27 protein-coding genes and 1 pseudogene are annotated in these 24,869 nt (G+C 72.0%); 10 read left to right on the forward strand and 18 right to left on the reverse strand.

Annotated features, from left to right (window positions below; all coding sequences use genetic code 11):
- From AB0J80_RS07570 to AB0J80_RS07580, 3 genes are read right to left on the reverse strand one after another with little or no spacing between them, the layout of a single operon-like run.
- A complete protein-coding gene (locus AB0J80_RS07570) occupies positions 1 to 996 on the reverse strand; it encodes an aldo/keto reductase (protein ID WP_364701488.1) in 996 nt (331 codons plus the stop codon).
- A complete protein-coding gene (locus AB0J80_RS07575; RefSeq protein ID WP_364701490.1) occupies positions 993 to 1,415 on the reverse strand; it encodes a MerR family transcriptional regulator in 423 nt (140 codons plus the stop codon). The genes AB0J80_RS07570 and AB0J80_RS07575 overlap by 4 nt, the downstream gene beginning before the upstream one ends.
- A 41-nt stretch (positions 1,416 to 1,456) precedes the next feature.
- A complete protein-coding gene (locus AB0J80_RS07580) occupies positions 1,457 to 1,939 on the reverse strand; it encodes a hypothetical protein (RefSeq protein ID WP_364701492.1) in 483 nt (160 codons plus the stop codon).
- Between the two features lie 102 nt (positions 1,940 to 2,041).
- On the opposite strand from AB0J80_RS07580, the gene AB0J80_RS07585 reads away from it, so the two are divergent.
- From AB0J80_RS07585 to AB0J80_RS07595, 3 genes are all read left to right on the forward strand, one after another.
- Positions 2,042 to 2,725, forward strand: coding sequence for a response regulator transcription factor (locus tag AB0J80_RS07585; RefSeq protein ID WP_364701493.1), 684 nt, complete (start codon positions 2,042 to 2,044; stop codon positions 2,723 to 2,725).
- Entirely contained in the window at positions 2,722 to 3,987 is a 1,266-nt protein-coding gene (locus AB0J80_RS07590) for a HAMP domain-containing sensor histidine kinase (RefSeq protein ID WP_364701495.1), read from the forward strand. Before AB0J80_RS07585 ends, AB0J80_RS07590 begins: the two co-directional genes overlap by 4 nt.
- A 139-nt stretch (positions 3,988 to 4,126) precedes the next feature.
- On the forward strand, positions 4,127 to 4,804 hold the full coding sequence (locus AB0J80_RS07595) for a PepSY domain-containing protein (protein ID WP_364701497.1): 678 nt from the start codon (positions 4,127 to 4,129) through the stop codon (positions 4,802 to 4,804).
- 107 nt (positions 4,805 to 4,911) lie between these two features.
- Here the strand turns inward: AB0J80_RS07595 and AB0J80_RS07600 are convergent, their stop codons facing one another.
- Complete coding sequence (locus tag AB0J80_RS07600; protein WP_364701499.1) at positions 4,912 to 6,126, reverse strand: S8 family peptidase; 1,215 nt, start codon at positions 6,124 to 6,126, stop codon at positions 4,912 to 4,914.
- Between the two features lie 204 nt (positions 6,127 to 6,330).
- Here AB0J80_RS07600 and AB0J80_RS07605 point away from each other — a divergent pair, with 204 nt between their 5' ends.
- The gene (locus AB0J80_RS07605; protein ID WP_364701501.1) at positions 6,331 to 8,154 is read left to right on the forward strand and encodes a long-chain fatty acid--CoA ligase; all 1,824 of its coding nucleotides are present in this window, start codon (positions 6,331 to 6,333) and stop codon (positions 8,152 to 8,154) included.
- 95 nt (positions 8,155 to 8,249) lie between these two features.
- On the opposite strand, the gene AB0J80_RS07610 is transcribed toward AB0J80_RS07605, so the two are convergent.
- Positions 8,250 to 10,493 carry a restriction endonuclease gene (locus tag AB0J80_RS07610; protein ID WP_364701503.1) on the reverse strand — a complete coding sequence of 748 codons (2,244 nt, stop codon included), beginning with the start codon at positions 10,491 to 10,493 and terminating at the stop codon, positions 8,250 to 8,252.
- A gap of 123 nt (positions 10,494 to 10,616) precedes the next feature.
- Here AB0J80_RS07610 and AB0J80_RS07615 point away from each other — a divergent pair, with 123 nt between their 5' ends.
- A complete protein-coding gene (locus tag AB0J80_RS07615) occupies positions 10,617 to 10,979 on the forward strand; it encodes a metalloregulator ArsR/SmtB family transcription factor (RefSeq protein ID WP_364701505.1) in 363 nt (120 codons plus the stop codon).
- Positions 10,976 to 11,461: an SRPBCC family protein gene (locus AB0J80_RS07620; protein ID WP_364701507.1), complete on the forward strand. Its 486-nt coding sequence runs from the start codon at positions 10,976 to 10,978 to the stop codon at positions 11,459 to 11,461. Before AB0J80_RS07615 ends, AB0J80_RS07620 begins: the two co-directional genes overlap by 4 nt.
- Before the next feature lie 192 nt (positions 11,462 to 11,653).
- Here AB0J80_RS07620 and AB0J80_RS07625 read toward each other — a convergent pair.
- Positions 11,654 to 12,368: pseudogene (locus AB0J80_RS07625) on the reverse strand (transposase family protein).
- 91 nt (positions 12,369 to 12,459) lie between these two features.
- Here AB0J80_RS07625 and AB0J80_RS07630 point away from each other — a divergent pair.
- On the forward strand, positions 12,460 to 12,708 hold the full coding sequence (locus AB0J80_RS07630) for a hypothetical protein (RefSeq protein WP_364701509.1): 249 nt from the start codon (positions 12,460 to 12,462) through the stop codon (positions 12,706 to 12,708).
- A 1,071-nt stretch (positions 12,709 to 13,779) separates the two neighbouring features.
- On the opposite strand, the gene AB0J80_RS07635 is transcribed toward AB0J80_RS07630, so the two are convergent.
- A complete protein-coding gene (locus AB0J80_RS07635; protein WP_364701511.1) occupies positions 13,780 to 14,241 on the reverse strand; it encodes a pyridoxamine 5'-phosphate oxidase family protein in 462 nt (153 codons plus the stop codon).
- A complete protein-coding gene (locus AB0J80_RS07640; protein WP_364701513.1) occupies positions 14,238 to 15,692 on the reverse strand; it encodes a PLP-dependent aminotransferase family protein in 1,455 nt (484 codons plus the stop codon). Before AB0J80_RS07640 ends, AB0J80_RS07635 begins: the two co-directional genes overlap by 4 nt.
- Before the next feature lie 59 nt (positions 15,693 to 15,751).
- Here AB0J80_RS07640 and AB0J80_RS07645 point away from each other — a divergent pair, with 59 nt between their 5' ends.
- A complete protein-coding gene (locus AB0J80_RS07645; protein WP_364701515.1) occupies positions 15,752 to 16,411 on the forward strand; it encodes a hypothetical protein in 660 nt (219 codons plus the stop codon).
- Positions 16,412 to 16,580: 169 nt separating this feature from the next.
- The gene (locus tag AB0J80_RS07650; RefSeq protein ID WP_364701517.1) at positions 16,581 to 17,006 is read left to right on the forward strand and encodes a hypothetical protein; all 426 of its coding nucleotides are present in this window, start codon (positions 16,581 to 16,583) and stop codon (positions 17,004 to 17,006) included.
- 16 nt (positions 17,007 to 17,022) lie between these two features.
- On the opposite strand, the gene hisF is transcribed toward AB0J80_RS07650, so the two are convergent.
- Both hisF and AB0J80_RS07660 read right to left on the reverse strand, forming a co-directional pair.
- Positions 17,023 to 17,799: an imidazole glycerol phosphate synthase subunit HisF gene (gene hisF, locus AB0J80_RS07655; protein ID WP_364701519.1), complete on the reverse strand. Its 777-nt coding sequence runs from the start codon at positions 17,797 to 17,799 to the stop codon at positions 17,023 to 17,025.
- Positions 17,796 to 18,677 carry an EamA family transporter gene (locus AB0J80_RS07660; RefSeq protein WP_364701521.1) on the reverse strand — a complete coding sequence of 294 codons (882 nt, stop codon included), beginning with the start codon at positions 18,675 to 18,677 and terminating at the stop codon, positions 17,796 to 17,798. The genes hisF and AB0J80_RS07660 overlap by 4 nt, the downstream gene beginning before the upstream one ends.
- Before the next feature lie 71 nt (positions 18,678 to 18,748).
- Between AB0J80_RS07660 and AB0J80_RS07665 the strand changes: the two genes are divergently transcribed.
- Complete coding sequence (locus tag AB0J80_RS07665) at positions 18,749 to 19,642, forward strand: LysR substrate-binding domain-containing protein (RefSeq protein ID WP_364701523.1); 894 nt, start codon at positions 18,749 to 18,751, stop codon at positions 19,640 to 19,642.
- Here the strand turns inward: AB0J80_RS07665 and AB0J80_RS07670 are convergent, their stop codons facing one another.
- The 8 genes from AB0J80_RS07670 to hisD are packed head-to-tail and all read right to left on the reverse strand — an operon-like array spanning position 19,643 to position 24,859.
- Complete coding sequence (locus AB0J80_RS07670; RefSeq protein ID WP_364701525.1) at positions 19,643 to 20,026, reverse strand: Rid family hydrolase; 384 nt, start codon at positions 20,024 to 20,026, stop codon at positions 19,643 to 19,645.
- The gene (priA, locus tag AB0J80_RS07675; protein WP_364701527.1) at positions 20,023 to 20,748 is read right to left on the reverse strand and encodes a bifunctional 1-(5-phosphoribosyl)-5-((5-phosphoribosylamino)methylideneamino)imidazole-4-carboxamide isomerase/phosphoribosylanthranilate isomerase PriA; all 726 of its coding nucleotides are present in this window, start codon (positions 20,746 to 20,748) and stop codon (positions 20,023 to 20,025) included. The genes AB0J80_RS07670 and priA overlap by 4 nt, the downstream gene beginning before the upstream one ends.
- 16 nt (positions 20,749 to 20,764) lie before the next feature.
- Complete coding sequence (locus AB0J80_RS07680; protein WP_364701529.1) at positions 20,765 to 21,079, reverse strand: hypothetical protein; 315 nt, start codon at positions 21,077 to 21,079, stop codon at positions 20,765 to 20,767.
- A 4-nt stretch (positions 21,080 to 21,083) separates the two neighbouring features.
- Entirely contained in the window at positions 21,084 to 21,704 is a 621-nt protein-coding gene (hisH, locus tag AB0J80_RS07685; RefSeq protein WP_364701531.1) for an imidazole glycerol phosphate synthase subunit HisH, read from the reverse strand.
- A complete protein-coding gene (locus tag AB0J80_RS07690) occupies positions 21,701 to 21,871 on the reverse strand; it encodes a hypothetical protein (protein ID WP_364701533.1) in 171 nt (56 codons plus the stop codon). The genes hisH and AB0J80_RS07690 overlap by 4 nt, the downstream gene beginning before the upstream one ends.
- Positions 21,868 to 22,479 carry an imidazoleglycerol-phosphate dehydratase HisB gene (hisB, locus tag AB0J80_RS07695; protein ID WP_364701535.1) on the reverse strand — a complete coding sequence of 204 codons (612 nt, stop codon included), beginning with the start codon at positions 22,477 to 22,479 and terminating at the stop codon, positions 21,868 to 21,870. Before hisB ends, AB0J80_RS07690 begins: the two co-directional genes overlap by 4 nt.
- Positions 22,476 to 23,552 (reverse strand): histidinol-phosphate transaminase, encoded by a 1,077-nt coding sequence (locus tag AB0J80_RS07700; protein ID WP_364701537.1) that lies wholly within the window; start codon positions 23,550 to 23,552, stop codon positions 22,476 to 22,478. The genes hisB and AB0J80_RS07700 overlap by 4 nt, the downstream gene beginning before the upstream one ends.
- Entirely contained in the window at positions 23,549 to 24,859 is a 1,311-nt protein-coding gene (gene hisD / locus AB0J80_RS07705; protein WP_364701539.1) for a histidinol dehydrogenase, read from the reverse strand. Before hisD ends, AB0J80_RS07700 begins: the two co-directional genes overlap by 4 nt.
- Between the last annotated feature and the right edge of the window lie 10 nt (positions 24,860 to 24,869).

The raw sequence follows: 24,869 nt of genomic DNA on the forward strand, positions 1-24,869 counted from the left end.
TCATTCTCGGGTGTCGGACACCCAGTTGGGATCCCGGTGGTCGCTGCGCGGGCCGACCACCACCGCCGCCAGGTCGTCGAGCAGCTTCAGCTGGTCCGCATCGAGCCGCACGCCGAGGCTCGCCACGTTCTCGTCGACCCGCGCCGCCCGCCGGGTGCCCGGGATCGGCACGACCGGCAGGCCCAGCTGCTCGCCGCGCAGCCGCAGCCACGCCAGCGCCACCTGCGCGGGGGTCGCCCCCGCCTCGGCCGCCACGCCGCGGACCGCGGCGACCACCGCCTGGTTGCGGTCGTACGCCTCGCCGCGGAACCGCGACAGCCCGGACCGCCAGTCCCCCGCGATCGCCTCCCGGTCCAGCGTGCCGGTGAGGAACCCGCGGCCGAGCGGCGAGTACGGCACGAAGCCCACGCCGAGCTCCACGGCGGCCGGGACGACGGCCCGCTCGACGTCGCGGCTCCACAGCGACCACTCGCTCTGCACGGCCGCGATCGGGTGGACGGCGTACGCCTCCCGCAGCTCACCGGCGGTGACCTCGGACAACCCGAGGTGGCGCACCTTGCCCGCCCGGACCAGCTCCGCCATCGCGCCGACGGTCTCCGCCAGCGGCACCGACACGTCCCGGCGGTGCAGGTAGTAGAGGTCGATGACGTCCGTGCCCAGGCGCCGGAGGCTGGCGTCGCAGGCTTGACGCACGTACGCGACGTCCCCGCGCTGGCGCATCTCGGCCGGCCACTCGCCGTCGGTGACGATGCCGAACTTCGTGGCCAGGGTGACCTCGTCGCGGCGGCCGGCGAGCAGGCGCCCGACCAGCTCCTCGTTGCGCCCGGCGCCGTACACGTCGGCGGTGTCGATGAGGGTGACCCCGGCGTCGACGGCGTGGTGCAGGGTGGCCAGCGACTCGGTGTCCTCGGCCGGGCCGTAGACGTCGGCCAGGCCCATGGCGCCGTATCCGAGGGCGCTGACGGTCAGGCCGTCGCCGAGCTCGACACGCTTCACGGGTTCTCCTTCGCGGGGTGGACGGGCAGGCCCTGGCAGTCGAGGCCGCGGGCGACGAGGTCGGAGTAGTGCGCGATCTTCGCCTCGACCAGCCCCAGGTCGCGGCGGAGCTCCTCCTGGCGCCGCTGGATCGCCGCGCGGTGGGCGGTCAGCAGGGCCATGCGGCGCCCGTACGAGGCCGCACCCTCCTCCGCAGCCCGGACGAACGCGCGCACGTCGGCCACCGGCATCCCGGTGCGCCGCAACGCGCTGACCAGCTGGAGGAACCCGAGCGCCGCCTCGTCGTAGCGCCGGCGGCCGTCGGGCCCGCGCCGCACGGGCGGGAGCAGGCCCTCCTTCTCGTACCAGCGCAGCGTGTCGACGCTCAGGCCGGTGCGCTCGGCGACGGCGCGGATGCCCGCGCCCGTGGAGGTCGTCATGCGCCGAACGCTAGCCGCTGGAGTTCACTCCAGCGCAACCGTCAGTCGTCGCCGCCGCCGTGGGCGGCGAGGGCCGGACGGCCGGACGAGCACACGACCTCGAACTTCACCCTGTCGTGGTTGTCGGAGGTGCTGCGGAACTCGCCCTCGTTGCCGTCCTGCTCGTGCAGCGAGAAGCCGGGCGCCGGCGACATGGTGACGATCTGGGACCGCCCGGCGACGCAGCGGGCGACGACCGTGCCGCCGCGGGTCGCGAGCGTCCGGCTGACCGCGGCAGGCGACGCGCCGGTCGCCTGCGACACCGACGGGGCCGGCCGGGAGCGCGCGGGGGACGCGGAGGGCACCGACGGTGCGGCCGACGGCAGGCTCGCCAGCTCCCGGGCCACCTGGGCCTCGGTGCGCGGCCGGCTGCCGGCATCGGTGAGGTCGGCGCCGATGTCGCCGATCATGGCGATGCCGACCAGCACGGCGAGGACGGCCGCGCCGGCCCAGCCGGCGGTCACGAGCAGCGTACGTCGGTTCACGGGGTCGACTATGCCCGGCCGGACGCTAACGCGGGCTCGCAGGCACGCTAAAGGACGGTTAAGGACCCCGTTTCGTCCGGTACGGCGGGATAGGTTGCCTGCGTGGCCCACCTGCTGCTGATCGAGGACGACCCGGCTATCCGGACGTCGCTGCTGCGCGCGCTGCGGGAGCGCGGCCACGCGGTCGCCGCCTCGCACACCGCGATGGACGGGCTCCAGACGGCCCTGGCCGAGCGCCCCGACCTGGTGGTGCTGGACCTCGGGCTGCCCGACCTCGACGGCCGCGAGCTGCTGCGGATGCTGCGCGCCGTGAGCACCGTGCCGGTCATCGTCGCGACTGCCCGCGACGACGAGATCGAGATCGTGCAGGTGCTGGACGCGGGCGCCGACGACTACATCGTCAAGCCGTTCACCGCCGCGCAGCTCGACGCGCGCATCCGGGCGGTGCTGCGCCGCGGCGGCCCGAGTGGCGCCGAGCCGGCCGCGCTGAGCGTCGGCGGGCTGCGCATCGACGCGGGGGCGCGGACCGCGACGCTCGACGGGGCGAGCCTGGACCTGACCCCGCGCGAGTTCGACCTGCTGCATCACCTGGCCACCCGGGCCGGGCAGGTGGTCACCAAGCGGGAGCTGCTCAGCGAGGTGTGGCAGGTCCCGTACGGCGGCGCCGACAAGACCGTCGACGTGCACCTGTCCTGGCTGCGCCGCAAGCTCGGTGAGACCGCGCAGGAGCCGCGCTACCTGCACACCGTGCGCGGCGTGGGCGTACGCCTGAGCGAACCGGCATGAGGCGCCGGCTGACCCTGCTCGTCGCGGCGACGACGTGCCTGGTCCTCATCGCGTTCCTGGTGCCGCTCGCGCTGCTGGTGCGGCAGGTGGCCGAGGACCGGGCGATCAGCCGCGCCAACGGCGTGCTGCAGACGATCGTCCCGCTGATCGGCACCGACACCGACCTCGCTCTCGCCGTCGACGGTCAGCCCCTGCCGGTCAGCGTCTTCGCACCCGACGGCGCGGTGATCGGGCAGGACGCCGCCCCCACCCCCGCCGTCGCGCTGTCCGCGGCACAGCTCGAGTCCTTCGCCGTCGACACCGCGGCGGGCCGGGAGGTGGTCGTGCCCGTGGCGAGCACCCGCGGCACGTACGTGGTCCGCACGGTCGTGCCCGAGGCGGAGCTGAGCCGCGGCGTCACCCGCTCCTGGCTGGCGCTCGCCGGGCTGGGACTGGCGCTGGTGGTCCTCGGCCTCGTCGTCGCCGACCGCCTGGCCCGGACGCTGGTCGCCCCGATCGCGGACCTGTCGGCGGTGTCGCACCGGCTGGCCCGGGCCGAGCTGTCGGCGCGGGCCACACCGGCCGGCCCGCCCGAGGTCCGCGAGGTGGCGCTCGCGCTCAACCACCTCGCCGGGCGCATCCAGGACCTGCTGCGCGACGAGCGCGAACAGGTGGCCGACCTGTCGCACCGGCTGCGCACGCCGCTGACCGCGCTGCGGCTGGAGGCCGAGTCGTTGCGCGATCCGGCCGAGGCCGAGCGGGTCGCCGCGGCCGCCGACGGGATCGCGCGGGCGGTCACCACGGTGATCCAGCAGGCCCGCCGCCGCGGCGGCGAACGGCAGGCCTGCGACGCGACGGCGGTGGTCACCGACCGGGTCGCCTTCTGGACCGTGCTGGCCGAGGACACCGACCGACGGGTACGCCGGGAGGTGCCGCACGGCCCCCTGCCGGTGGCGATCCCCGCCGACGAGCTGGCCGCCGCCCTCGACGCCCTGCTCGGCAACGTCTTCGCGCACACCCCCGACGGCACCGCGTTCGGGGTGTCGCTGGCGCCCCGCCCCGGCGGCGGTGCCGTGCTCACCGTCGACGACGACGGCCCTGGGTTCCCTCCGGGCGCCCAGCGCCGCGGCGCGTCGGGCAGCGGCTCGACCGGGCTGGGCCTCGACATCGCCCGCCGCGCCGCGGAGGCGTCCGGCGGCTCCCTGCGGGTGAAGACCGCCCCGGGCGGCGGTGGCCGGGTATGCCTCGAGCTCACCGGGGTACCAGCGCTGCCACCCGGCTGAGCGCTCTGGACCGGAGTCCCGCGACCACATCTCCGTCTACCGCAAGCCTTAACCCGCCCTTAGCGATCACACAGCGCCACCATAGGGCGTACCGCGGGATCTTCCTGGTGTCACATTCACGCCACACACGGAGGAACCCATGAACAGGCTTCGTACCGCCTCGACCCTGGCCGCCGGCGCGGTCTTCGCGCTCGCCCTCGGCGGCGTGGCGCTCGCCTCGGACGGCGCCGACGACTCGTCCGGCGCCGTGCCGATGCTGCCGAACGGCGACGTCGCCACCCCGGCTCCGACGTTCAGCGACGACTCGGGCAACGACTCCTCCGACGACTCGGCCACGCCGGCCCCGTCGTCCTCGTCCTCGTCGCCGTCGGACGCGGGCGCGATCAGCCTCGACGCCGCGAAGGTCATCGCGGTGCGGGCGGCCGGGGGCGGCCGGGTCACCAAGGCGGAGAGCGAGACCGAGCACGGCCGCGCGGTGTGGGACATCGAGGTGCGCAACGGCTCAGTGGAGCACGACATCGACGTGGACCGCGCGACGGGCGCCGTCGTCCGGCACCGGCAGGACGCCGACGACAAGGGCGGCAGCCGCAACCGCGTGCGCAGCAGCGACGACAACGGCACCGACGACCGGGGCCGCGGCCGGGGCAGCGACGACACAAAGGCCGACGACCGCGGTCGCGGCAGCGACGACACCCAGGCCGACGACCGGGGCCGCGGCGGCGACGACACCCAGGCCGACGACCGCGGTCGCGGCGGCGACGACACCCAGGCGGACGACAAGGGCCGCCGGCACGGGGGCCACGGGTCCGACGACTGATCCATCCGGCCCCGCTGCGGAAGGCGGGGCGGCAACGGCCGTACCGATGAAGAGGAACCCACACAGCAGTGCCCGGGCCGACGAAGCCCGGGCACTGCTGGTTGTGCTCAGCTGACGAAGAGCAACCGGTTCGGCGAGCCCGAGCCCGCGCCGGTGACCACGTTCGGTGTCGCGTTGTTCACCAGCGAGTCGCGCACCTGGGCCGGGCTGTAGCCGGGGTTGGCCGACAGGACCAGGGCCGCCGCGCCGGCGACGTGCGGCGAGGCCATCGAGGTGCCGCTGATCGTGTTGGTGGCGGTGTTGCTGGAGTACCAGTCGGACGTGATGGACGAGCCCGGCGCGAAGATGTCCAGGCAGGTGCCGTAGTTCGAGTACGACGCGCGGGCGTCGGTGCTCGTGGTGGCGCCGACGGTGATGGCCGAGGCCACCCGGGCCGGCGAGGTGCTGCAGGCGTTGGCGTTCGAGTTGCCCGCCGCGAGGGCGTACGTGACACCCGAGCTGATCGAGCTGGCGACGGCGTTGTCCAGGGCGGTGCTGGCGCCGCCGCCGAGGCTCATGTTGGCCACGGCGGGCTTGCGGGCGTTCTGCGTGACCCAGTTGACGCCGGCGACGACGCCCGCGGTGGTCCCCGAGCCGGAGCAGTTCAGCACCCGGACGCCGACCAGCCGGACCTGCTTGGCGACGCCGTAGGTGGTGCCGCCGACCGTGCCCGCCACGTGCGTGCCGTGGCCGTTGCAGTCCACACCACCGCTGCCGACGGCGTCGTAGCCGAAGCTGGCCCGCCCGCCGAAGTCGTTGTGCGTGTACTTGATGCCGGTGTCGATGATGTACGCGGTCACGTTCGACGCCGTCTGCGAGTACGTGTACGTGGTGCTCAGCGGCCGGTTGCGCTGGTCGATGCGGTCCAGGCCCCAGGTGGCGTTCGTCTGCGTGGCGAGCAGCGAGACGCGCTGGTTCTGCTCGACGTACGCGACGTCGCCGTTGGCCGCGAGCCGCGCGGCCGCCGACGGGCTGAGGGTGGCTTCGAACCCGTTGAGGGCGGCGCCGAAGGTCTGCTTGACCGATCCGCCGTAGCTGCGGGCGAGCGCGCCGGACTTCGCGCCGACCGCCGCGGCCGCCTTCTGGCTGCCGGCCTTGCCGCCGACCGCTGAGTCCTTGAGAACGACGATGTAGCTGCCGGGGATCGCCTCGGCGGTGCCCGCGAGCCGGACCTGGCCGGTGGCGGGGGCGGCCGCGGCCGGGGTCACGGTCGCGGCGGTCGTGGCCAGAGCGAGCAGACCGACGGCCAGCACCTGGCTGCGTCGGGGACGTCGAATCGCCATGCTTTTCCTCTCTCGCGCCTGCTGCCGATGAGAGAGACAGTAGGGGCAATACGTCGACGTACCTCTATATCGAATGGGCCATACCAGCGCCCGGCCGTCGCTATGATGCAACCGAGGCCGGGGCCACCCTTCCGTCCGCCGCTTCCTGGCAATACTCTTCGGTAACACGGCTGTAACCCCCATAGACGCAAAGAGGCGGCGCCGATGGCTCTCGAGGTTCCCTACCGCTCGATCCCGGATATGTTCCTGCAGCGGGTGCAGGCCACTCCGAACGGCCAGGCGTTCGCCGTGCCCACCGCGGACGACACCGGGATGACCTGGCTGACCTGGGCCCAGGTGGGTGAGCGGGCGAAGGCCGTCGCGGCCGGCCTGGTGGGACTCGGGATCGGGCTGGAGGACCGGGTCGCCATCCTGTCCAACACCCGGCTGGAGTGGGCCCTGGTCGACCTGGGCGTCAACTGTGCCGGCGGCGCGACCACCACGGTCTACCCGACGACCGAGCCCGAGGACGCGGCGTACATCGTCGCCGACTCCGGCTCCAAGATCCTGGTCGCGGAGAACCCGAAGCAGGCGCTCAAGCTCTCCGGTGCGGACACCTCGGTGACCCACGTCGTGCTCATCGACGGCCTCGCGGACGCCTCGGCCCAGCCGCCCCAGCTGACCCTGGCCGAGCTCGAGGAGCGCGGTCGGGCGGCGCTGGCCGAGACACCGGACCTCGTCGAGCGGATCGCCGAGACCATCGGCCCGGACAACATCGCCACCCTGATCTACACCTCCGGCACCACCGGGCGCCCCAAGGGCGTGCAGCTGCTGCACGGCGGCTGGTGCTGGGAGGGCGTCGCGCAGGCCGGGCTGGGCCTGTTCGAGTCCACCGACCTGCAGTACCTGTGGCTGCCGCTGTCCCACTCGTTCGGCAAGTCGCTGCTCTGCGGCATCCTGCACGTGGGCGTCCCGACATACATCGACGGCCGGGTCGACAAGCTCGTCGACATGCTCGCCGTGGTCAAGCCGACCCTGATGTGCGCGGCCCCCCGGATCTTCGAGAAGGTCTACAACAAGACTGTCACCACCGCGGTCAGCGCGGGCGGCCTCAAGGCCAAGATCTTCGGCTGGGCGGTCGCGACGGGCCGGCAGAAGGTGGCGCTCGAGCAGGAGGGCAAGCCGGTCCCCGCCGCCCTGAAGGCGAAGTACGCGGTCGCCGAGAAGCTCGTCTTCAGCAAGCTCCAGGAGAAGCTGGGCGGCCGCCTGCGGGTTCTGGTCTCCGGTTCGGCCCCGCTGAGCCGCGACATCGCCGAGTTCTTCGCGGCCGCCAACCTGCCGATCATGGAGGGCTACGGCCTCACCGAGAGCAGCGCGGCGAACTTCGTCAACAAGATGGGCGAGCTGCGCATCGGCACGGTCGGCCGCCCCCTCGGCGACCTCGAGTGCCGCATCGACACCGACGGCGAGATCCTGCTGCGCGGCAAGCCGGTCATGCGCGGCTACCACAACCTGCCCAAGGAGACCGCCGAGGCGTTCACCGAGGACGGCTTCTTCCGCACCGGCGACATCGGCGAGCTCGACGCGGACGGCTTCCTGCGCATCACCGACCGCAAGAAGGACCTGGTCAAGACGTCCGGCGGCAAGTACATCGCCCCGTCGGCGATCGAGGGCATGTTCAAGGCCGTCTGCCCGTACACCTCGCAGGCGGTCGTGGTCGGCCAGGCCCGCAACTTCGTCACGATGCTGATCAGCCTCGACGAGGACGCCATCGCCGCCTGGGCGGCAGGCGGCCCGCTCGCCGGCCGCCCCTACGCCGAGATCGTCGCGGCGCCCGAGACGGAGAAGCTGGTCGCGGGCTACATCGAGGAGCTCAACGGCAAGCTGAACCGCTGGGAGACGGTCAAGAAGTTCGCAATCCTCCCCCGCGACCTCAGCATCGAGCAGGGCGAGATCACCCCGTCCATGAAGATCAAGCGGCGCAGCGTCGAGCAGAACTTCGCCGAGCAGATCGACAAGATGTATGCGGGGACGCTCGCCCAGATCTGACCAGAAACCCAGCGGTGCCCGGTCTTCGTGACCGGGCACCGCCTTTTTCCGGTACGGCCGTAGCAGCGAAGCCTTCCGCACCGGGGCCGGCGAGATCAGAGGCCGGCCGCGTCCCGGCCGAGCGACGAGAACATCCTGATGATCCGCTCGTTCATCTCCTCGGTCGAAGCATGTGCCGTACCCGCGTGACTCGCCGGCGGGTCGAGCACGGTCCTTGTCCCGTGCGCCCGGCGGACGAGGTCGAACTGGGGGAAGACCGCCTCGGGGTCGCTGAACGACTCGGCGAAGTCGAAGATCTCCGAGTCCAGCGGTCCGTCCCCTTCGGACCACCACTCGAACTCCCGGATCGCCAACCGCATCTTGGCGGCCTCGACCTCCTCCACGGCGGCTCGCGGAGCAAGCTCCGCGAGCCCGTCGAGTACCGCTTCGGCCCAGAGGCAACCGTCCCAACTGCCAAGATCTCCCAGGGCGTCCTTGACGGCGAGGCCGGCGAGACGCGCCGCATGGTCCCGGACGCGCGGTTCGTGCGAGGACTCGACGGCGCGGACGAACTGCGCCACGTCGTCGGGGTCGCCGGCAGACGCGAACACGTCGGTGCCGTCGTCAAGACGGCCGGCCACATGGTCGCTCAGCTCGGCGAGGTCGAAGTCCTCCGAGACGAGCAGGAGCGTCGTCAGCTTGTCCAGCTCGCTGTGGTATCTCGTCGCCGGAGCCGACTCGTCCATCATCTCGATCGAACGCGCCACCAGCGAGCGCCGTAGCTCCGCCACAAGCGCGGTGTCGGCGGACCGGAGGCCCCGGAGCAGGGGCCGGCATGCCGCGATCTGGTCGTAGTAGACCGCCGACGCGACCAACGCCAGGAAGACGTCCGGGCGCTCTCGCACGTACTCGCCCATGTAGTCGCGGATGGAAGGGTTGTGGAACACCACGCCCGGCCGGCCGCGGACGCTGTCGGCTCCCCGGGTGACCGTTCCGTCGAGAACCCGCAGCGATCGGCGCATCCGCTCGAGGTCGACGGGTGCGGCCAGGTGCCGGCGATAGGCCGTCCAGGCTGTCTGCAGCTCGTCGGTCCGGGCCGAGCCTCCGAAGAGCAGCAGGCAGAGCAGGACATGGACGTCGGACTCCCCCAGCTGCTCCTCGACGATGTGCGCCCACAGGCGCATGGGACGCGTGAGGTTCTCCAGGATCGCCTCGAAGACCTCCTGCGGCGCAAACGTCTCGTCGACGAAGGCGTCGATGGTCGCGCTCACGAGCCGAGGGTTGAAGTTCTTGTGCCGGATGATGGGCCAGTACGCCTCGGGAGCGGCGAAGTAGGCGCGTTGCCGCGGTCCCAGGCGGGAGAAGTAGAGATGGTTGTAGAGGATCTCGGCCCGGATCAGGGGCGTGTAGTCGGCGAGGTCGAGAACGCAGCCCAGGGTGTCGAAATCCTGGCTGGCGAGCTTTTCGTACCGCGCCCGCGCCTGCGCCAGAATGTATTCGCGAGTGGTGAGCACGAACCGTTTCCCCGCGGATCTGCTGGAGCGACGAAGAAGCGAGATGATGCGCACGTCCTCGTTCTTGTGGAGCTTGTCCTCCAGGGTCGTCTGACCCAGGAAGTCGTCGTAGTAGAACACCTGAGGAACGGCTTCGTCCCAGAGCCGGTTGGCCTCCTCGGCATCCTCCGACACCTCGACGATCTCGAACCCCGCCGCTCGGTGCGCCGCCAGGACGACATGGGCGAGGGTGGTCTTGCCGATGCCGGGAATCCCGGAGATAACGCAGACGTGCTTGCTTTCCAGCAGCTTCATGGCACGGTCGAAGCTGGCGTTCGGCACGTACGTGAGCGAGGTCTCCTCGATCTCCGCCGCCAGGGCCGCCGACCGGACGACGATCTCCCGGGACAGCAGCGAGTCCAGCACCCCGGCACTGGTCAGCCACAGCCGCAGATGGCGTCGTACCAGCTCCGGGCGCTTCCTGAGCTCGCTCTCCAACTCCCGGAGACCGAAGATGTCACCCTCGCGCATTCCGTACGGGGCGAGCGCCTGCACGATCGCCGCTTTCGACTGCGGAGTGAGATCCACTGAGGTGGCAAGAACGTATCGCGCCGGATCCAGCCGGCGCACCTTCGCCGCCTCGTGCTGGGCGAGGTGGCGGATCAGGGCCGCGCGGCCGGCTTTGATCCAGTGCTTGCACTGCACCACGGTCCGATGTCCGTCCGAGCCGAGATGCCGGAGATCGATCCCTTGATCGGCTCCCGGAGCGAAGATTTCGAGCCGGACCCCGAGCAGATCCTCGAACAGGTCCTTGCACACCGCCTCGAAATCGACATCCGTCAGTCTGGCGAGATCGAAGCCGTCCATTCGCACCCCGCTTGTCGGGACAACACGAGGCACGACAGTAGCAGTTCTGTCGGGTGCCTCCCGGGCGTTACACCTTTGGGTTCGCCATTGCCGAAAGCGTAACCAGTAGGTTACGCTTCCGGCGTGGACGAGGTAGCCGGGGCGATCGCCGATCCGGTGCGGCGCGAGATCCTGCTGATGCTGCGGCGCGAGCCGCTGTCCGCCGGCCAGATCGCCGACCATTTCGAGATCAGCCGCCCGGCCGTCAGCCGCCACCTGCGGGTGCTGCGCGAAGCCGGCCTGGTGTCGGACCGGGCCGACGGCCGCCACCGGGTCTACGAGCTGGTCACCGCGCCCCTCGCCGAGCTGGCCGGCTGGATCGAACGCATGACCCGCCCGTCCGGCTGGCAGCACCACCTCGACGCCTTGGAGACCGAGGTCTACCGCACCCGCCGCGAACGGCGCACGGCCGCCGGCCGCCACCGACCCCAGGAGGAAACCGCATGAGCCCGACCCCCACCGGCCGCCTGTTCGGCACCGACCTCGTCCTGACCCGCACGTTCCACGCCCCCGTGACGGACGTCTGGGCGAGCCTCACCGACCCGCACCGCACGGCCCGCTGGTTCGGCCCCTGGGAGGGCGACGCGGCACCGGGCCGCCCGATCAAGGTCCAGATGGTGCACGAGGAAGGCGCACCCTGGATGGACATGACCATCGACGCCTGCGACCCACCCCGCCGGCTGGCCCTCTCCGCCGAGGGAGACCACGGAAACTGGTACCTGGACATGGAGCTCACCGAGACCGCCGGCGTGACCGAGCTCCGCTTCACTCAACACCTGACCGACACGGAAGGCGTCGGCGAGATCGGCCCGGGCTGGGAGTACTACCTGGACGCCCTGACCGCGTCGCGCGACGGCACACCGATGCCGACCTTCGACGACTACTACCCTGCCATGAAGAACCACTTCGAGGCGCAGCGAGACGCCTGAAGAGCGGTCCGCCGAACGACACCTGCCTCTCGGGAACTGCACGCAGGTCCCTTCCCGTGCGGCGGTTCGAGGCTTCGGACAACCGCCTTGATCCGGCCGGCGAGTTGCCAGGCAAAGCCCCAAAGGCCGGCGCATCGCAGCTAAGCGATGTCTCGTAACTCCTCGGGTTGTTGCCTGTGGCTGGTTTGCGGGTCAGCCGGCCAGGGCGATGTTGTGCAGGTGAGCGATTCCGGCCGAGGTGACAGCGAGGGTTCGGGCGGCGCGACGGTAGTCGCGCAGGATCTGATAGGTCTTGAGTCGGGCCAGGGCATGCTCGACACGAGCGCGGACCTTGCGGTGGCCGGTGTTGCAGTCCTGCTTCCACTCGGTCAGCTCGCTGCCGTCACGGGGTTTGCGGTACGGCATGATCACCTCGGGGTTGCCGCGGTAGCCGCCGTCAGCCATCACCTCACGACCGGCGAGCTGGGTGTTGATGCCGCTGCTGCGGTAGACGATCGTGTCGTTACGGTTGCCGGGTTGCGGCTCGCCCAAGGCGATGACCAGGTGGGTGTTGGCGTCGATGGCCACCTGCAGGTTCGCCGAATAGCGGTAGTTCTTGCTTTGCGCGGCGAGTCGATGGTCACGGGTCGGGATCAGGGTGCCGTCCGACCGTGTCGATCACACGGTGGGCCGTCGAGTGCGACACCCCGAACAGCGGCCCAAGTCGACGCATCGTCAGGTTCGTACGCCAATGCACGGCCACCAGCAGCACCCGATCCGGCAGGTCAAGCGCCCAGGGATGGCCCGGACGCCCGTCGGCATCACCGCCGCGTCGGGCGACCAGACGCACCAGCCGGCAGAACTGCGCTGGCTGCAGTCCGGTGAACGGGTGAATCAACTTCGGGCACGACGCTGAGACCACCTGCACCATGCCATCGTTGACCATCACTGCATCGAGAAAGCCGTCGGGTTCCCGCAACACTCCACGAACTGGGCGCAACCGCCGACAGAATCATGCAGTGAGCGAATGGTGGACGTCTCGCCGCTTCAGCCTGGCCAACCCACGCGATGACGGGAGCACAGACCTGCCGCGCCTGCTGCGGCGAGTTGCCGACGAGATCGAGGCGCGCGGCATCGATCCGATGGACATCCTCGACCTGACAGTTAGCCAGGACATCACCGAGGACGGCCCATGGTGGTCAGTTACCTTCTATTGGCAGCCCGACCAGGACGACCCGCCGTCGCCCGAAGACAGCCCTACCCGCTGATCGTTACGAGACATCGCTTAGTCAAAGCAATCGATATGCGTGGCCTTGTCGCTGTTGTCGTCGACTCGGATGTGCGGACCACCCAGCGGGCCAAGAATCCTTTCTGAATATGAAATACAGGCGGTGATCATGGTCGAGCCCTGCGGGCTCCTGAGACAATAATGGGATGATGCAGCTCGCATTGTTCCCCACGAAGAATGTGCGGGACCGGACGCTGCGTCGCAGCTATTCGCCGACGGCTGAGAAGTTCCGACTCGAGCATGAGCGGCACCGCTCGTGGGGCTTGGTGCAACGTCATTCCCGGCGCCTGCGCCGCCTGCGCGAGTCCGCGGACCGGCCCGCCGGCCGCAGCCCGGCCCTGACGACCTCCGCCCTGGCGGTCCCCACCCTGACGACCGTCGCCCCGGCGACCCCCACCCTGAGACGCCGCCACGCACGAGGCGTCAAGGTGACACAACCGGTCATCTCGAGCAGCCGGAAAGCTCCGTACGGAATGACGACCCGGGCCGAGGCACCGCACCCCAGGAAGGCGAAGCGCAAAGCAACAGCGCGGAAGATCCCCCACGCGAGGCGACAACCACGCAGCGGACGCACGCGGCCGGCCCGCCACCTCCAACCGGGCGCGACAGTCGTGGACACCGCCGGCCATCCCTTGTGCCCAGAAAGCGGCTCCGACCGAAGCCTGCCCACCGCTCCCGTGCGCCCGGATTTCCCGTCGTCATCGAATCAGCGGCCATTCTCATTCCGGCCCGGCAAGGTAACCGCCGCCGATCACGGTGGAAAGGCGGACGAGGCCCTCCTTGATGGCGAATTCGGGCGCAATTACCTACCGCAGCCAAACATGTGCTTGAACGCGGCTGTGGTTGGCGGTGTCATCCCACCGCGTTCGGTTCCCGCGGGCGTTGATCGGCCAGAAGGGCGCGCCTACTCGGCACGGACGATACGAATAAGCCGGTTGGTCTCCTGGCGAATTCATGTCGATCTTCCGGGCTGATCGAGGTCGGTCGTTGACGTGCGGTAGCAGGGCCCGGCGATGTCACGATCAGCGCCGCAGCGGACGGGTTCGGCCGGTCAGCACTCCCAGACCCCGGCGCGCATCAGAGTGCGGCCGGGGATCTCGTCGGCCTCGCGCCAGGCCTGAATCCGGTCCGGGGCCAGCACGAGGAAGACGTAGCCGTCGCCGGCCGTTCGCGGGTCCCAGTCCGCCCGGCCGGCGTAGCCCTCGGCCAGCCAGTCCGGTGCCGCGTTGACGGCGGTGACCGACTCCAGCCGCACGTCGATCATCACGACATCCCTGGTGCCGCCCAGCCCCAGCCGCGCGGTCCCGGTAGCGGTGATCGCGCGAGCCGTGCGGGAGTTTCCGTCGGTCGCGAGGACGATGCGTTCGCGCAGCCAGGCCAACGTCAGCGGGACGAGGTAGGGGGTTGCGCCGTCCGCGGTGGCCACCCAGCAGTCGGCCACCGGGCCTTCGAGCTTGGCCAGCGTGTCCGCCTTGCGCCGGGCCCGGGTCCGGGGCGCCTGCTGCCCGGTCATGCGATGACCGCCGGCGTGCGCCAGGCCGGCCGGGATGCGCGGTCCAGGTCGTGGCGCACCGAGGCGATGCGCCGGATCGCCTCCGTCAGATCATCCGCCGCCAGCGTGAACGGCAGGCGTACGAAGCGTTCCAGCGTTCCGTCGAGCCCGAATCGCGGTCCCGGCGCGAGCCGCACGCCCACGTCCTCGGCCGCCCGGGACAGCGCGCTCGAGATCGGGCCGTCCAGCTCCGCCCACAGCGTCACGCCGCCGCGGGGCACGGTGAAGCGCCACTCCGGCAGGTGCTCGGTCAGCGCCTCCACGAGTGCGGCACGGCGGAAGGCGAGCTGTGCCCGTCGGGCGGCAACGATGCTCGGCGCGTCCTGGAGCAGGTGGACGGCGACGAGCTGTTCCAGGACCGGGCTTGCCATGTCGACGCCGACCCGCAGCGCGGCCAGGCGTTGCACCAGCGGCGCGGACGCCCTGACCCAGCCGATGCGCAGGCCGCCCCAGTATGCCTTGCTCATGCCGCCGATCGAGACCACGCGGGAGTGGCGGTCGAAGACGGCGACCGGTGGGGGCATCTCGTCGCCGTCGAGCGGGAGGTCCACGAAGGACTCGTCGACGACCAGCTCGGTGCCGGTGGCGTGGGCCGCGGCGACGAGGCGTTCGCGCAAGGTGGCCGGCATGAGGTGGCCGGTCGGATTCTGGAACTCGGGGATCACGTACGCCAGCCTGGGCCGGGTCTGGCGCAGCGCCGCGAGCAGCAGCTCCCCGTCCCAGCCGGTGCCGGCGTCGAGGCCATGGGTGCTGATCCGGGCGCGGCGGGCCGAGAGTGCGGCCAGCGCGTTGGGGTAGGTCGGGGATTCCACCAGCACCGGCGCGCCCGCCGGGACGGACAGGCGCAGCACCAGGTCGAGGGCCTGCTGCGTGCCGCTGGTGATGAGGATCTGCTCGGCGCTGGTGGCCACGCCCCGGGCCGTGTAGGTCGCGGCGACGGCCTCGCGCAGCTCCGTGAGGCCGGTCGGGTGGTAGCCGGCGCTGCCCAGGAAGCGCGGCAGGTCGTCGGCGGCGGCGCGCGCGGCCGGCACCAGCTCGACCGGCGCCGCCGAGGCCGCCACACCCATGTCGATCATGTCGAGGTCGTCGCTGGGTGTCCAGAGGCCGGAGCTGGCGACCCGGTGACCGTTCGGCAGGGTGGTCCAGCTGCCGGCGCCGCGCCGGCTGGTCAGGTGGCCGGTCTCGCGGAGGCTCCGGTACGCGGCGGTGACGGTCGTCCGGCTCACGCCCAGCGCCTCGGCCAGCTCGCGCTCGGCGGGCAACCGTACGCCCAGCGGCAGCCGCCCGTCGGTCAGCAGTCCTCGGACGGCACCGGCCAGCGCGGCGTAGTCGGGGCTGCGGTGGCGGCCCGGAAGCGAGTGCCACTGACCCAGCAGGCGGGCCAATTGGCCTCCCCGCACCGACGTCGTCATGGCCACCTCCCCGAAATTGGCTCTGTCAGCCGGTCCAATTGGCCTTCAGAGTGGCACTCATGACGTTCCAGAGCAACCCCGAAACGACCACCCGCCGCCTTCCCCGCCGAGTCAGTCAGCTCTTCGCGGGCCTGGTCCTGTACGGCATAAGCATGGCCTTCATGGTCGAGTCCCGCCTCGGCCTGACCTCCTGGGACGTCTTCCACCAGGGCGTGTCGAACACCACCGGGGTCAGCCTCGGCTGGGTGGTGATCCTCGCCGGCATCCCCATCCTGCTGCTGTGGATCCCGCTGCGGCAACGGCCCGGCTTCGGCACCATGGCCAACCTCGTGGTGATCGGCCTCGTCGTGGACGCCGCCCTGTCGGTCCTGACCCCGGGCGGGTCGATGGCGATGCGCGTCACGTACCTGGTCGTCGGCATCCTGCTCAACGGCGTGGCGACCGCCATGTACCTCAGCGCCCGGTTCGGCCCCGGCCCCCGCGACGGCCTCATGACCGGCATCGTCAACCGCTTCCCGCGGCTGTCCATCCGCCTGGTCCGCACCACCATCGAGGTGTCGGTCGTGGCGACCGGCTTCCTGCTCGGCGGCACGGTCGGTGTCGGCACCATCGCGTACGCCCTGGCGATCGGACCACTGGTCCAGCTCCTGATGCCGGTGTTCGCGGTGCGGGCCACGACGGGTGCGACGCGCCCGGCGCCCGCGCTCGCATCCTCCTAGGTGGAACCGCGGCGACCGCTGCAAAATCGAGTGACCAGCTGCGCCACGGGTGACCTACGCGGGACGAGTGACCGCCGCACGGGCGATTTGTCCGTGCGGCAGGACACAGGTCGTGATCATCGCGACACATGTGCTTTCCGGTTGGCCGGACAGACGGCATCATTGCGGCATGGGGGCTGGCTGGCACTGGAACGACGCATGGATCTTCGTGTCCGCGGTCATCGCCGAGCGCCTCGAGCGCGACCGGGCGCTGCACGCCGCCCTGCCCGTGACGGGGGCGAGCCTGGCGGACGTCCTGGCCGCCGCCGACTTCCTGCACCACAGCGTCCCGAGCCGCTCGGAGCTCGAGGAGTCGGTCCGCCGCCTCGCCGGCGCGGGCCTGCTGACCGTCGACGACGACCTGGTCGAGGTGGCGCCGGCCGGTGAGCAGCTGTGGCGTACGCGCCCGTTCAGCGGCCTCTCGTCAGCGGTCGTGACCTTGCAGACCCAGCTCAACCGCGCGGCGACGCCCGGCGACTCCGACTGGAAGCTGGACGAGAAGACCTACAACGCAGCCGTTCGCGAATACTCCCTACGTCTCGCCGACGGCCGCTGACCAAGGCGGCCGACGCTCAGCGGACCGGGTTGCCGGCCGCCCGCAGGCTCTGCTTGACCTCGCCGATGGTCAGGTCTCCGAAGTGGAACACGCTGGCCGCCAGCACCGCGTCCGCGCCGGCCGCCACCGCCGGCGGGAAGTGCTCCACCGCTCCCGCCCCGCCGCTGGCGATCACCGGGATGTCGACGACCGCCCGCACCGCCGCGATCAGCTCCAGGTCGAAGCCCGCCTTCGTGCCGTCGGCGTCCATCGAGTTGAGCAGGATCTCGCCCGCACCGAGCTCGGCCACCCGGCGGGCCCAGGAGACCGCGTCGAGGCCGGCGGACTTGCGGCCGCCGTGGGTGGTGACCTCCCAGCCGCTCGGGTGCTCGGGCGACGGGCCGGACGGCACCCGCCGCACGTCGAGCGAGAGCACGAGCACCTGGTTGCCGAAGCGGTCGGCGATCTCGGAGATCAGCTCCGGGCGGTGGATGGCCGCCGTGTTGACGCCGACCTTGTCCGCGCCCGCGCGCAGAAGGGTGTCGACGTTCTCCACCGAGCGGACGCCGCCGCCGACGGTCAGGGGGATGAAGACCGATTCGGCCGTACGGCGGACGACGTCGAGCATGGTGCCCCGGTCGTCCGAGGAGGCGGTCACGTCCAGGAACGTCAGCTCGTCGGCACCCGCGGCGTCGTACGCGGCGGCCAGCTCGACGGGGTCCCCGGCGTCGCGCAGGTCGACGAAGTTGACCCCTTTGACCACCCGCCCGGCGTCCACGTCCAGACAAGGGATCACCCGCACCGCGACCGTCATGCCGCCACCCTATCGAGCGGGCGAACCACCGGTGCGACCCCCACGAGCACTCCCCCGATGACCAGGACCCCGCCGAGCAGGTCGGTGCGGTGGATCCGCTCGCCGAGGAACAGCGCCGCGGACGCGAGGCCGAACACCGGCACCAGCAGCGAGAACGGGGCCACCGGGCTGGCGCCGTACCGTCGGATCAGCAGGCCCCAGCCACCGAAGCCGGCGAGGGTCGCGACCAGCACGACATAGAGCAGGGCCGCGACGGCCGGTCCGTCGATCGCGCGCAGCGCGGCGAGGTCGGCGGCCGGCCCCTCGACGAGCAGCGAGAGCAGGATCAGCGGGACGGACGCCACGGCGCTGACCCAGATCATGAACCGCAGGACGTCGGTGGGTGCCGCGCGGCGGGTGGCGATGTTGGCCAGTCCCCAGGCCGCGGCGGCGCCCAGCACCGACGCGAAGGCCCCGGCCGGCAGTCCGCCGGCGCCGACCCGGGTGGCGACGACGCCGATGCCGGCCGCCGCGACGGCGAGGCCGGCGAGCTGCCGGCGACCGGGGCGTTCGCGCAGCAGCAGCGCCGCCAGTCCGATGGTGAAGACCGCCTGGCTCTGCAGCACGAGGGAGGCCAGGCCGGCCGGCATCCCCGCGTGCATCCCCACGAAGAGCAGCGAGAACTTCGTCACGCTCAGCGCGAGGGCCACCGCGATGACCCAGCGCCAGGCGGCGGGTGGACGGCCGGCCAGCAGCACGGCCGGAAAGGCGGCGAGCGTGAAGCGCAGGGCGTTGAACAGCAGCGGCGGGAAGTGGCCGAGTCCGACGTCGATGATCACGAAGTTGACGCCCCAGGCGGCGGCGATGGCGACGGCCAGGGCGATGTCACGGGGTTTCACCCGCTCAGCCTCGGCGAGCCGTACGTGAAGCACCAGCGAATAATTCTTGCCTGACGGTGTAGCGTCGCTACATGATCGATCTCGGCCGGCTCCGGGCGCTGCACGCCGTGGCCAGCTACGGCACGGTGCTCGCGGCCGCGGACGCCCTGCACTGCACCCCGTCAGCGGTCTCCCAGCAGCTCGGCAAGCTCGAACGGGAGACCGGCGCCACGCTGGTGGAGAAGGCGGGCCGTGGGCTGCGGCTGACCGAGGCGGGCCGGGTGCTCGCCGACCACGCCGAACGGGTGCTGGCCACGGTGGACGAGGCCGAGGCCGCGCTCGCCGCGCATCGCGACACCGTCGTCGGGCGGCTCACGGTGGCCGCGTTCGCCACGGCTTGCCGGTCGCTGCTCCCGTACGCGTTGCACCGGCTGGCCACCGACCACCCGCACCTGACCACCGGCCTCGTCGAGGTGAACCCGCACGAGGGCCTGGAGACACTGCGCCGGGGCCACGTCGACCTGGCCGTGCTCGACGACTGGCCCGAGGTGTCCCTGCGCTACCCGCCGGGCGTCGCCCACGAGGAGATCGGCCGCGACGTGGCGGACCTCGTCGTGCCGTCCGGTCACCGGCTTGCGAGCGAACCGTCGGTGCGGCTGAGCCGGCTGCGCGACGAGACGTGGATCGCCGCGAAGGCCGGCGACATCTGCCACGAATGGCTGCTGCGGGTCCTTCCCGGTGTGCGTCCCGGCTTCCACGTCGGCGAGTTCGAAACCCAGCTCACGCTGGTCGCGGCCGGTCTGGGGATCGCGATGGTGCCGCGCCTCGCGCGGCCTGCCCTGCCGCAGGGCGTCACCGCGGTTCCGGTACGCCCGGAGCCGACCCGCCGCATCGTCCTGGCCTGGCGCTCGGCCTCGGGCACCCGGCCGGCGCTCACCGCCGCACGGGCGGTGCTGCGACAGGCGTGGGACCGGCAGGCCGCGTGATCAGCCGCCCACGTACGCGTCGAGCTCGACCTCCACGAGGTGGTCCTCGTGCAGCAGCCCCGCCACCACGATGAGCGCCGTCACCGGCCGTACGTCCCGGAAGAGCTCGCCGTGCACCTGGGTGACCGCCTCCGCGTACGCCCGGTCGGTGACGTACATGCGGGTGCGGATCACGTCAGCGGGGGCCGCGCCCGCCCCGGCGAGGGCGTCCAGGCCGATGCGGAACGCGGTCAGCGCCTGCTCCCGCGGGTCACCGACGCCGACCACCACGCCGTCCACCGTGGCCGTGCAGCCGGCCGTCACCAGCAGGTCGCCGGCGCGGACCACGCGGGAGTAGCCGTACCGTTCCTCCCAGGGACCGCCCGAGCCGAACCGCTCGATCATGCCGAGCGCAGGGCGGTGAGGGCCTCGGCGACCGTGAACGCGCCCGCGTAGAGCGCCTTGCCGGCGATGACGCCCTCGACGCCGACCGGCTCGAGGGTGGCCAGGGCGCGCAGGTCGTCCAGGGTGGACACGCCGCCGCTGGCGATCACCGGCGCCGGCGTCCGTGAGCACACCTCGCGCAGCAGTTCCAGGTTCGGCCCCTTCATGGTGCCGTCCTTGGTGATGTCGGTGACCACGTAGCGGGCCGCACCCGCCTTGTCGAGCCGCACCAGCACCTCGAAGAGGTCACCGCCGTCGCGCGTCCAGCCCCGGGCCGAGAGCGTACGGCCGCGCACGTCCAGGCCGATCGCGACGCGGTCGCCGTACTCGCCGCAGATGCGGTCGCACCACTGCGGGTCCTCCAGGGCGGCCGTGCCGATGTTGACGCGGGCCGCACCGGTGCCGAGGGCGGCGCGCAGCGACTCGTCGTCGCGGATACCGCCGGAGAGCTCGACCTTGACGTCGAGGCGGCCCACCACGTCGGCGAGCAGGGCGGCGTTGGAACCCCGGCCGAAGGCGGCGTCGAGGTCGACCAGGTGCACCCACTCGGCGCCGTCGTTCTGCCAGGCGAGGGCGGCCTCGAGCGGGTCGCCGTAGCCGGTCTCGGAGCCGGCGGCGCCCTGGACGAGGCGCACCGCCTGGCCGTCCGCGACGTCGACGGCGGGCAGCAGGGTGAGGGTCACGGGGAACTCCGATCAGCTAGCGACGGCCGAGGACCACGACGACCAGGGCCGGCAGGACGAGAACGATCAACGCGATGAGGACGATGCGCAGCGCGAGCTCCGGCACCAGGAACCAGATCAGGGCCGAGGCCAGCAGCGGCACGACCACGATGCCGACGCGCTGGGCGCGGCTGCGCCGGTGCAGCCGCCCGGAGCCGCGCCGTTGCGGCCGCAGCGAGCGGATCAGGGCGCGGCGACGGTCCCGCCTGGCGACGCGGCGCGCGCGGGCGGCCTTCTCCTTCTCCAGGACGGCGAGCCGCTCGGCCCGCCGCAGGGCCCTTTCCTTGCTCACCGTGTCAGAGCCCGGCGACCCAGTTGCGCAGCAGCGCGTAGCCCGCGTCGGCGGACTTCTCCGGGTGGAACTGGGCGGCCGACAGGGGCCCGTGCTCGACGACCGCCGCGAAGGGCGCGTCGTGCGCGGCCGTGGTGACCTTGGCCCCGGCGTTCTCGAGGGCTTCGAGATCGGACGCGGCGTACGAGTGCACGAAGTAGAACCGGGTGTCCGCCGCCAGCCCGTCGAGCAGGACCGAGCCCTCCGGCGGCGTGACCGTGTTCCAGCCCATGTGCGGGATGCGCCGGGCAGCCAGCTTGGTCACCGCGCCGGGCAGCAGGCCCAGGCCGCGGGTCTCGACGCCGTGCTCGACGCCGGTCTCGAAGAGGATCTGCATGCCGACGCAGATGCCGATCACCGGACGCCCGGACGCCACCCGAGCGGCGATGACCGGGCCGGCACCCAGCTTGTCGATGCCCGCCATGCAGGCCGCGTAGGCGCCGACACCCGGCACGACCAGGCCGTCCGCCGCCGCGGCGGCGTCGAGGTCGTCGGTCACGGTGACGTCCACACCGGTACGCGCGACCGCCCGCTCCGCCGACCGCAGGTTGCCCGACCCGTAGTCGAGGATCACGACGCTCGTCATCGCGAGTCCCCCGGGATGAGCCACAGCACCCCGCCGGCGAGCGCGAGCACGGCCAGCGCGGCGACGAGTCCGATGGAGAACTTGGTGGCACCCTGCCGGGCCAGCGAGATCACGCCGCCGACCAGGATGCCGGCGAGCCCCAGCAGCAGGATCGGCACGAGGGTCACAGCACGCCCTTCGTCGACGGCAGCGCGCCGGCGTTGCGCGGGTCGATCTCGACGGCCTCGCGCAACGCCCGGGAGAACGCCTTGAACTGCGCCTCGACGACGTGGTGGGCGTCGGGGCGGCCGCCGTCGCGGGCCGCGCGCAGCACGCTGACATGCAGGGTCACCTTGGCGGCGTGACCGAACGACTCGAAGATGTGCCGGGTCATGCTCGTCGGGTAGACCGGCCCGATGTACGGCGCCAGCTCCGGTTCGTCGTGCACCACGTACGGCCGGCCGGACAGGTCCACCGCGGCGCGGCAGAGCACCTCGTCCATCGGGATCGTGGCCGAGCCGTACCGCCGGATCCCGGCCTTGTCGCCGAGCGCCTGGGCGAAGGCCTCGCCCAGCGCGATGGCGGTGTCCTCCATGGTGTGGTGGGCGTCGATCTCGAGGTCGCCCTCGGTGCGCACGGTGAGGTCGAAGCCGCCGTGCTTGGCGAGCTGGTTGAGCATGTGGTCGTAGAACCCGACGCCGGTGGAGAGGTCGCCCTGGCCCGTACCGTCGAGGTCGATCTCGACGAGGACCTTGGTCTCCTTGGTGACGCGCTCGATGCGCGCGGTGCGGCTCACGACAGAATCTCCTCGGCGGCGCTCAGGAAGGCGGAAGTCTCGGTCTCGGTGCCCGCGGTCACCCGCAGCCAGCCGGTCAGGCCGACGTCGCGGATCAGCACCCCGCGCTCCAGGAAGGCATGCCAGGCGGCCTTCTGGTCGGCGCCGGTCCGGAACAGCACGAAGTTGGCGTCGCTGTCGGCCACCTCGACGCCCCGGTCCCGCAACGTGGTGACGATGCGGTCCCGCTGCTCCTTGATCGCGTCCACGGTGGCGAGCAGGGCGTTCCGCTCGGCCAGCGCCGCGCGGGCTGCGGCCTGGGTCAGCGCGGACAAGTGGTACGGCAGGCGGACCAACTGCACCGCGTCGACCACGGCCGGATCCGCGGCGAGATAGCCCAACCGGCCGCCGGCGAAACCGAACGCCTTGCTCATGGTGCGGGTCACGACCAGCCGCGCGTGGTCGGCGAGCAGGCCGAGGGCGCTGGGGGTGCCGGGACGGGCGAACTCCGCATAGGCCTCGTCCACGATCACCATGCCGCGCGCCGCCTCGAGCACCGCGGTGACGACGCCGGGGTCCAGGGCGGTGCCGGTCGGGTTGTTGGGCGAGCACAGGAAGACGAGGTCGGGGTCGTGCTCCTGGAGCTGGGCCAGCGCCGACGCCGGGGTGAGGCCGAAGTCGGGGTCGCGCAGCGCGCCGATCCAGCGGGTGCCGGTGCCGGCGGCGAGCAGGGGATGCATCGAATACGACGGGCCGAACCCGAGCGCCGTGCGCCCCGGGCCCGCGAACGTCTGCAACAGCTGCTGCTGCACCTCGTTGGAGCCGTTGGCCGCCCACACGTTCGCGGTGGTCAGCCCGTGCCCGAGGTAGCCGGCGAGATCGGCGCGCAGGGCGACGGCGTCACGGTCGGGATACCGGTTCAGGTCGCGCAGCTCCGCCTGCACCGCCTTGCCGATCGCGTCGACGACCGCGTCCGGCACCGGGTACGAGTTCTCGTTGGTGTTGAGCCGCACCGCCACGTCGAGCTGCGGCGCGCCGTACGGGGACTTCCCGCGCAGGTCGTCGCGCAGCGGCAGGTCGTCGAGCGTGGTCACGACGCGAACCTCGCCGTGACGGCCTGCCCGTGCGCCGGGAGGTCCTCGGCGTTGGCGAGCGCGACCACGTGCGGGGCGACGTCGCGCAGGGCCGCCTCGTCGTACTCGACGACGTGGATGCCGCGCAGGAACGACTGCACGGAAAGGCCGGACGAGTGCCGGGCGCAGCCCGCGGTCGGGAGCACGTGGTTGGAGCCGGCCGCATAGTCGCCCAGGGACACCGGCGAGTACGCCCCCACGAAGATCGCCCCGGCGTTGCGCACCCGCATCGCCCACTCTCGCGCGTCGCGGGTCTGGATCTCCAGGTGCTCGGCCGCGTACGCGTCCACGACCGTCAGGCCCTGCTCGAGGTCGTCGACGAGCACCACGCCGGACTGCCTGCCGCCCAGCGCCTCGCGCACGCGGGCCTCGTGCTTGGTCGCCGGCACCAGCACGGCGAGCTGCGCGTCCACCGCGTCGGCCAGCTCCGGGGAGTCGGTGACCAGCACGCTCGCGGCCAGCGGGTCGTGCTCGGCCTGGCTGATCAGGTCGGCGGCGACGTGCACCGGCGAGGCCGTGTCGTCGGCCAGGATGGCGATCTCGGTGGGCCCCGCCTCGGCGTCGATGCCGACCGTGCCCTGCAGCAGCCGCTTGGCCGCGGTCACCCAGATGTTGCCTGGTCCGGTGATGACGTCGACGGGCTCGCAGCGGTCGTTCTCGTCGGCACCGTCGGAGCCGTAGCCGAGCATGGCGATCGCCTGGGCGCCGCCCGCCGCATAGACCTCGTCGACGCCCAGCAGGGCGCAGGCCGCCAGGACGCGGGCGTCGGGCAGGCCGCCGTTGTCCTGCTGCGGCGGGCTGGCCACCACCAGCGAGCCGACGCCGGCCTCCTGGGCGGGCACGACGTTCATGACCACGGTGGACGGATAGACGGCGAGGCCGCCGGGGACGTAGAGGCCGACGCGGGATACCGGCACCCACCGCTCGGTGACGCTGCCGCCGGGCACCACCTGCGTGGTCACGTCCGTGCGGCGCTGGTCGGCGTGCACCTTGCGGGCGCGCTCGATGGCCACGAGCAGGGCGGCACGCACGTCCGGGTCGAGGGACTCGGCCGCCGCGGCGATGGCCTCGGCGGGCACCCGCAGCCGCTCGAGACGTACGCCGTCGAAGCGTTCGGTGGCCTCCCGGATCGCGGCGAAACCATGCTCCCGGACCGCCTCCACGACGGGACGGATCTTCTCGACGGCCTGGGAGACGTCGAGCTGGGCACGGGGCAGCAGACCGCGCGGGTCCCGGCGGGAGCCGCGCAGGTCGATCCGGTTCAGCACGCCGCCAAGT

Source organism: Actinoplanes sp. NPDC049548 (assembly GCF_040676695.1).
Lineage (GTDB): Bacteria > Actinomycetota > Actinomycetes > Mycobacteriales > Micromonosporaceae > Actinoplanes.

Bases quoted from the DNA above. Each gene is read 5' to 3' on its own strand.
- AB0J80_RS07575 (WP_364701490.1), bottom strand. From the start codon at position 1,415: ATGACGACCTCCACGGGCGCGGGCATCCGCGCCGTCGCCGAGCGCACC.
- AB0J80_RS07590 (WP_364701495.1), top strand. From the start codon at position 2,722: ATGAGGCGCCGGCTGACCCTGCTCGTCGCGGCGACGACGTGCCTGGTC.
- AB0J80_RS07595 (WP_364701497.1), top strand. From the start codon at position 4,127: ATGAACAGGCTTCGTACCGCCTCGACCCTGGCCGCCGGCGCGGTCTTC.
- AB0J80_RS07600 (WP_364701499.1), bottom strand. From the start codon at position 6,126: ATGGCGATTCGACGTCCCCGACGCAGCCAGGTGCTGGCCGTCGGTCTG.
- AB0J80_RS07605 (WP_364701501.1), top strand. From the start codon at position 6,331: ATGGCTCTCGAGGTTCCCTACCGCTCGATCCCGGATATGTTCCTGCAG.
- AB0J80_RS07610 (WP_364701503.1), bottom strand. From the start codon at position 10,493: ATGGACGGCTTCGATCTCGCCAGACTGACGGATGTCGATTTCGAGGCG.
- AB0J80_RS07620 (WP_364701507.1), top strand. From the start codon at position 10,976: ATGAGCCCGACCCCCACCGGCCGCCTGTTCGGCACCGACCTCGTCCTG.
- AB0J80_RS07635 (WP_364701511.1), bottom strand. From the start codon at position 14,241: ATGACCGGGCAGCAGGCGCCCCGGACCCGGGCCCGGCGCAAGGCGGAC.
- AB0J80_RS07640 (WP_364701513.1), bottom strand. From the start codon at position 15,692: ATGACGACGTCGGTGCGGGGAGGCCAATTGGCCCGCCTGCTGGGTCAG.
- AB0J80_RS07645 (WP_364701515.1), top strand. From the start codon at position 15,752: ATGACGTTCCAGAGCAACCCCGAAACGACCACCCGCCGCCTTCCCCGC.
- AB0J80_RS07650 (WP_364701517.1), top strand. From the start codon at position 16,581: ATGGGGGCTGGCTGGCACTGGAACGACGCATGGATCTTCGTGTCCGCG.
- hisF (WP_364701519.1), bottom strand. From the start codon at position 17,799: ATGACGGTCGCGGTGCGGGTGATCCCTTGTCTGGACGTGGACGCCGGG.
- AB0J80_RS07665 (WP_364701523.1), top strand. From the start codon at position 18,749: ATGATCGATCTCGGCCGGCTCCGGGCGCTGCACGCCGTGGCCAGCTAC.
- AB0J80_RS07670 (WP_364701525.1), bottom strand. From the start codon at position 20,026: ATGATCGAGCGGTTCGGCTCGGGCGGTCCCTGGGAGGAACGGTACGGC.
- hisH (WP_364701531.1), bottom strand. From the start codon at position 21,704: ATGACGAGCGTCGTGATCCTCGACTACGGGTCGGGCAACCTGCGGTCG.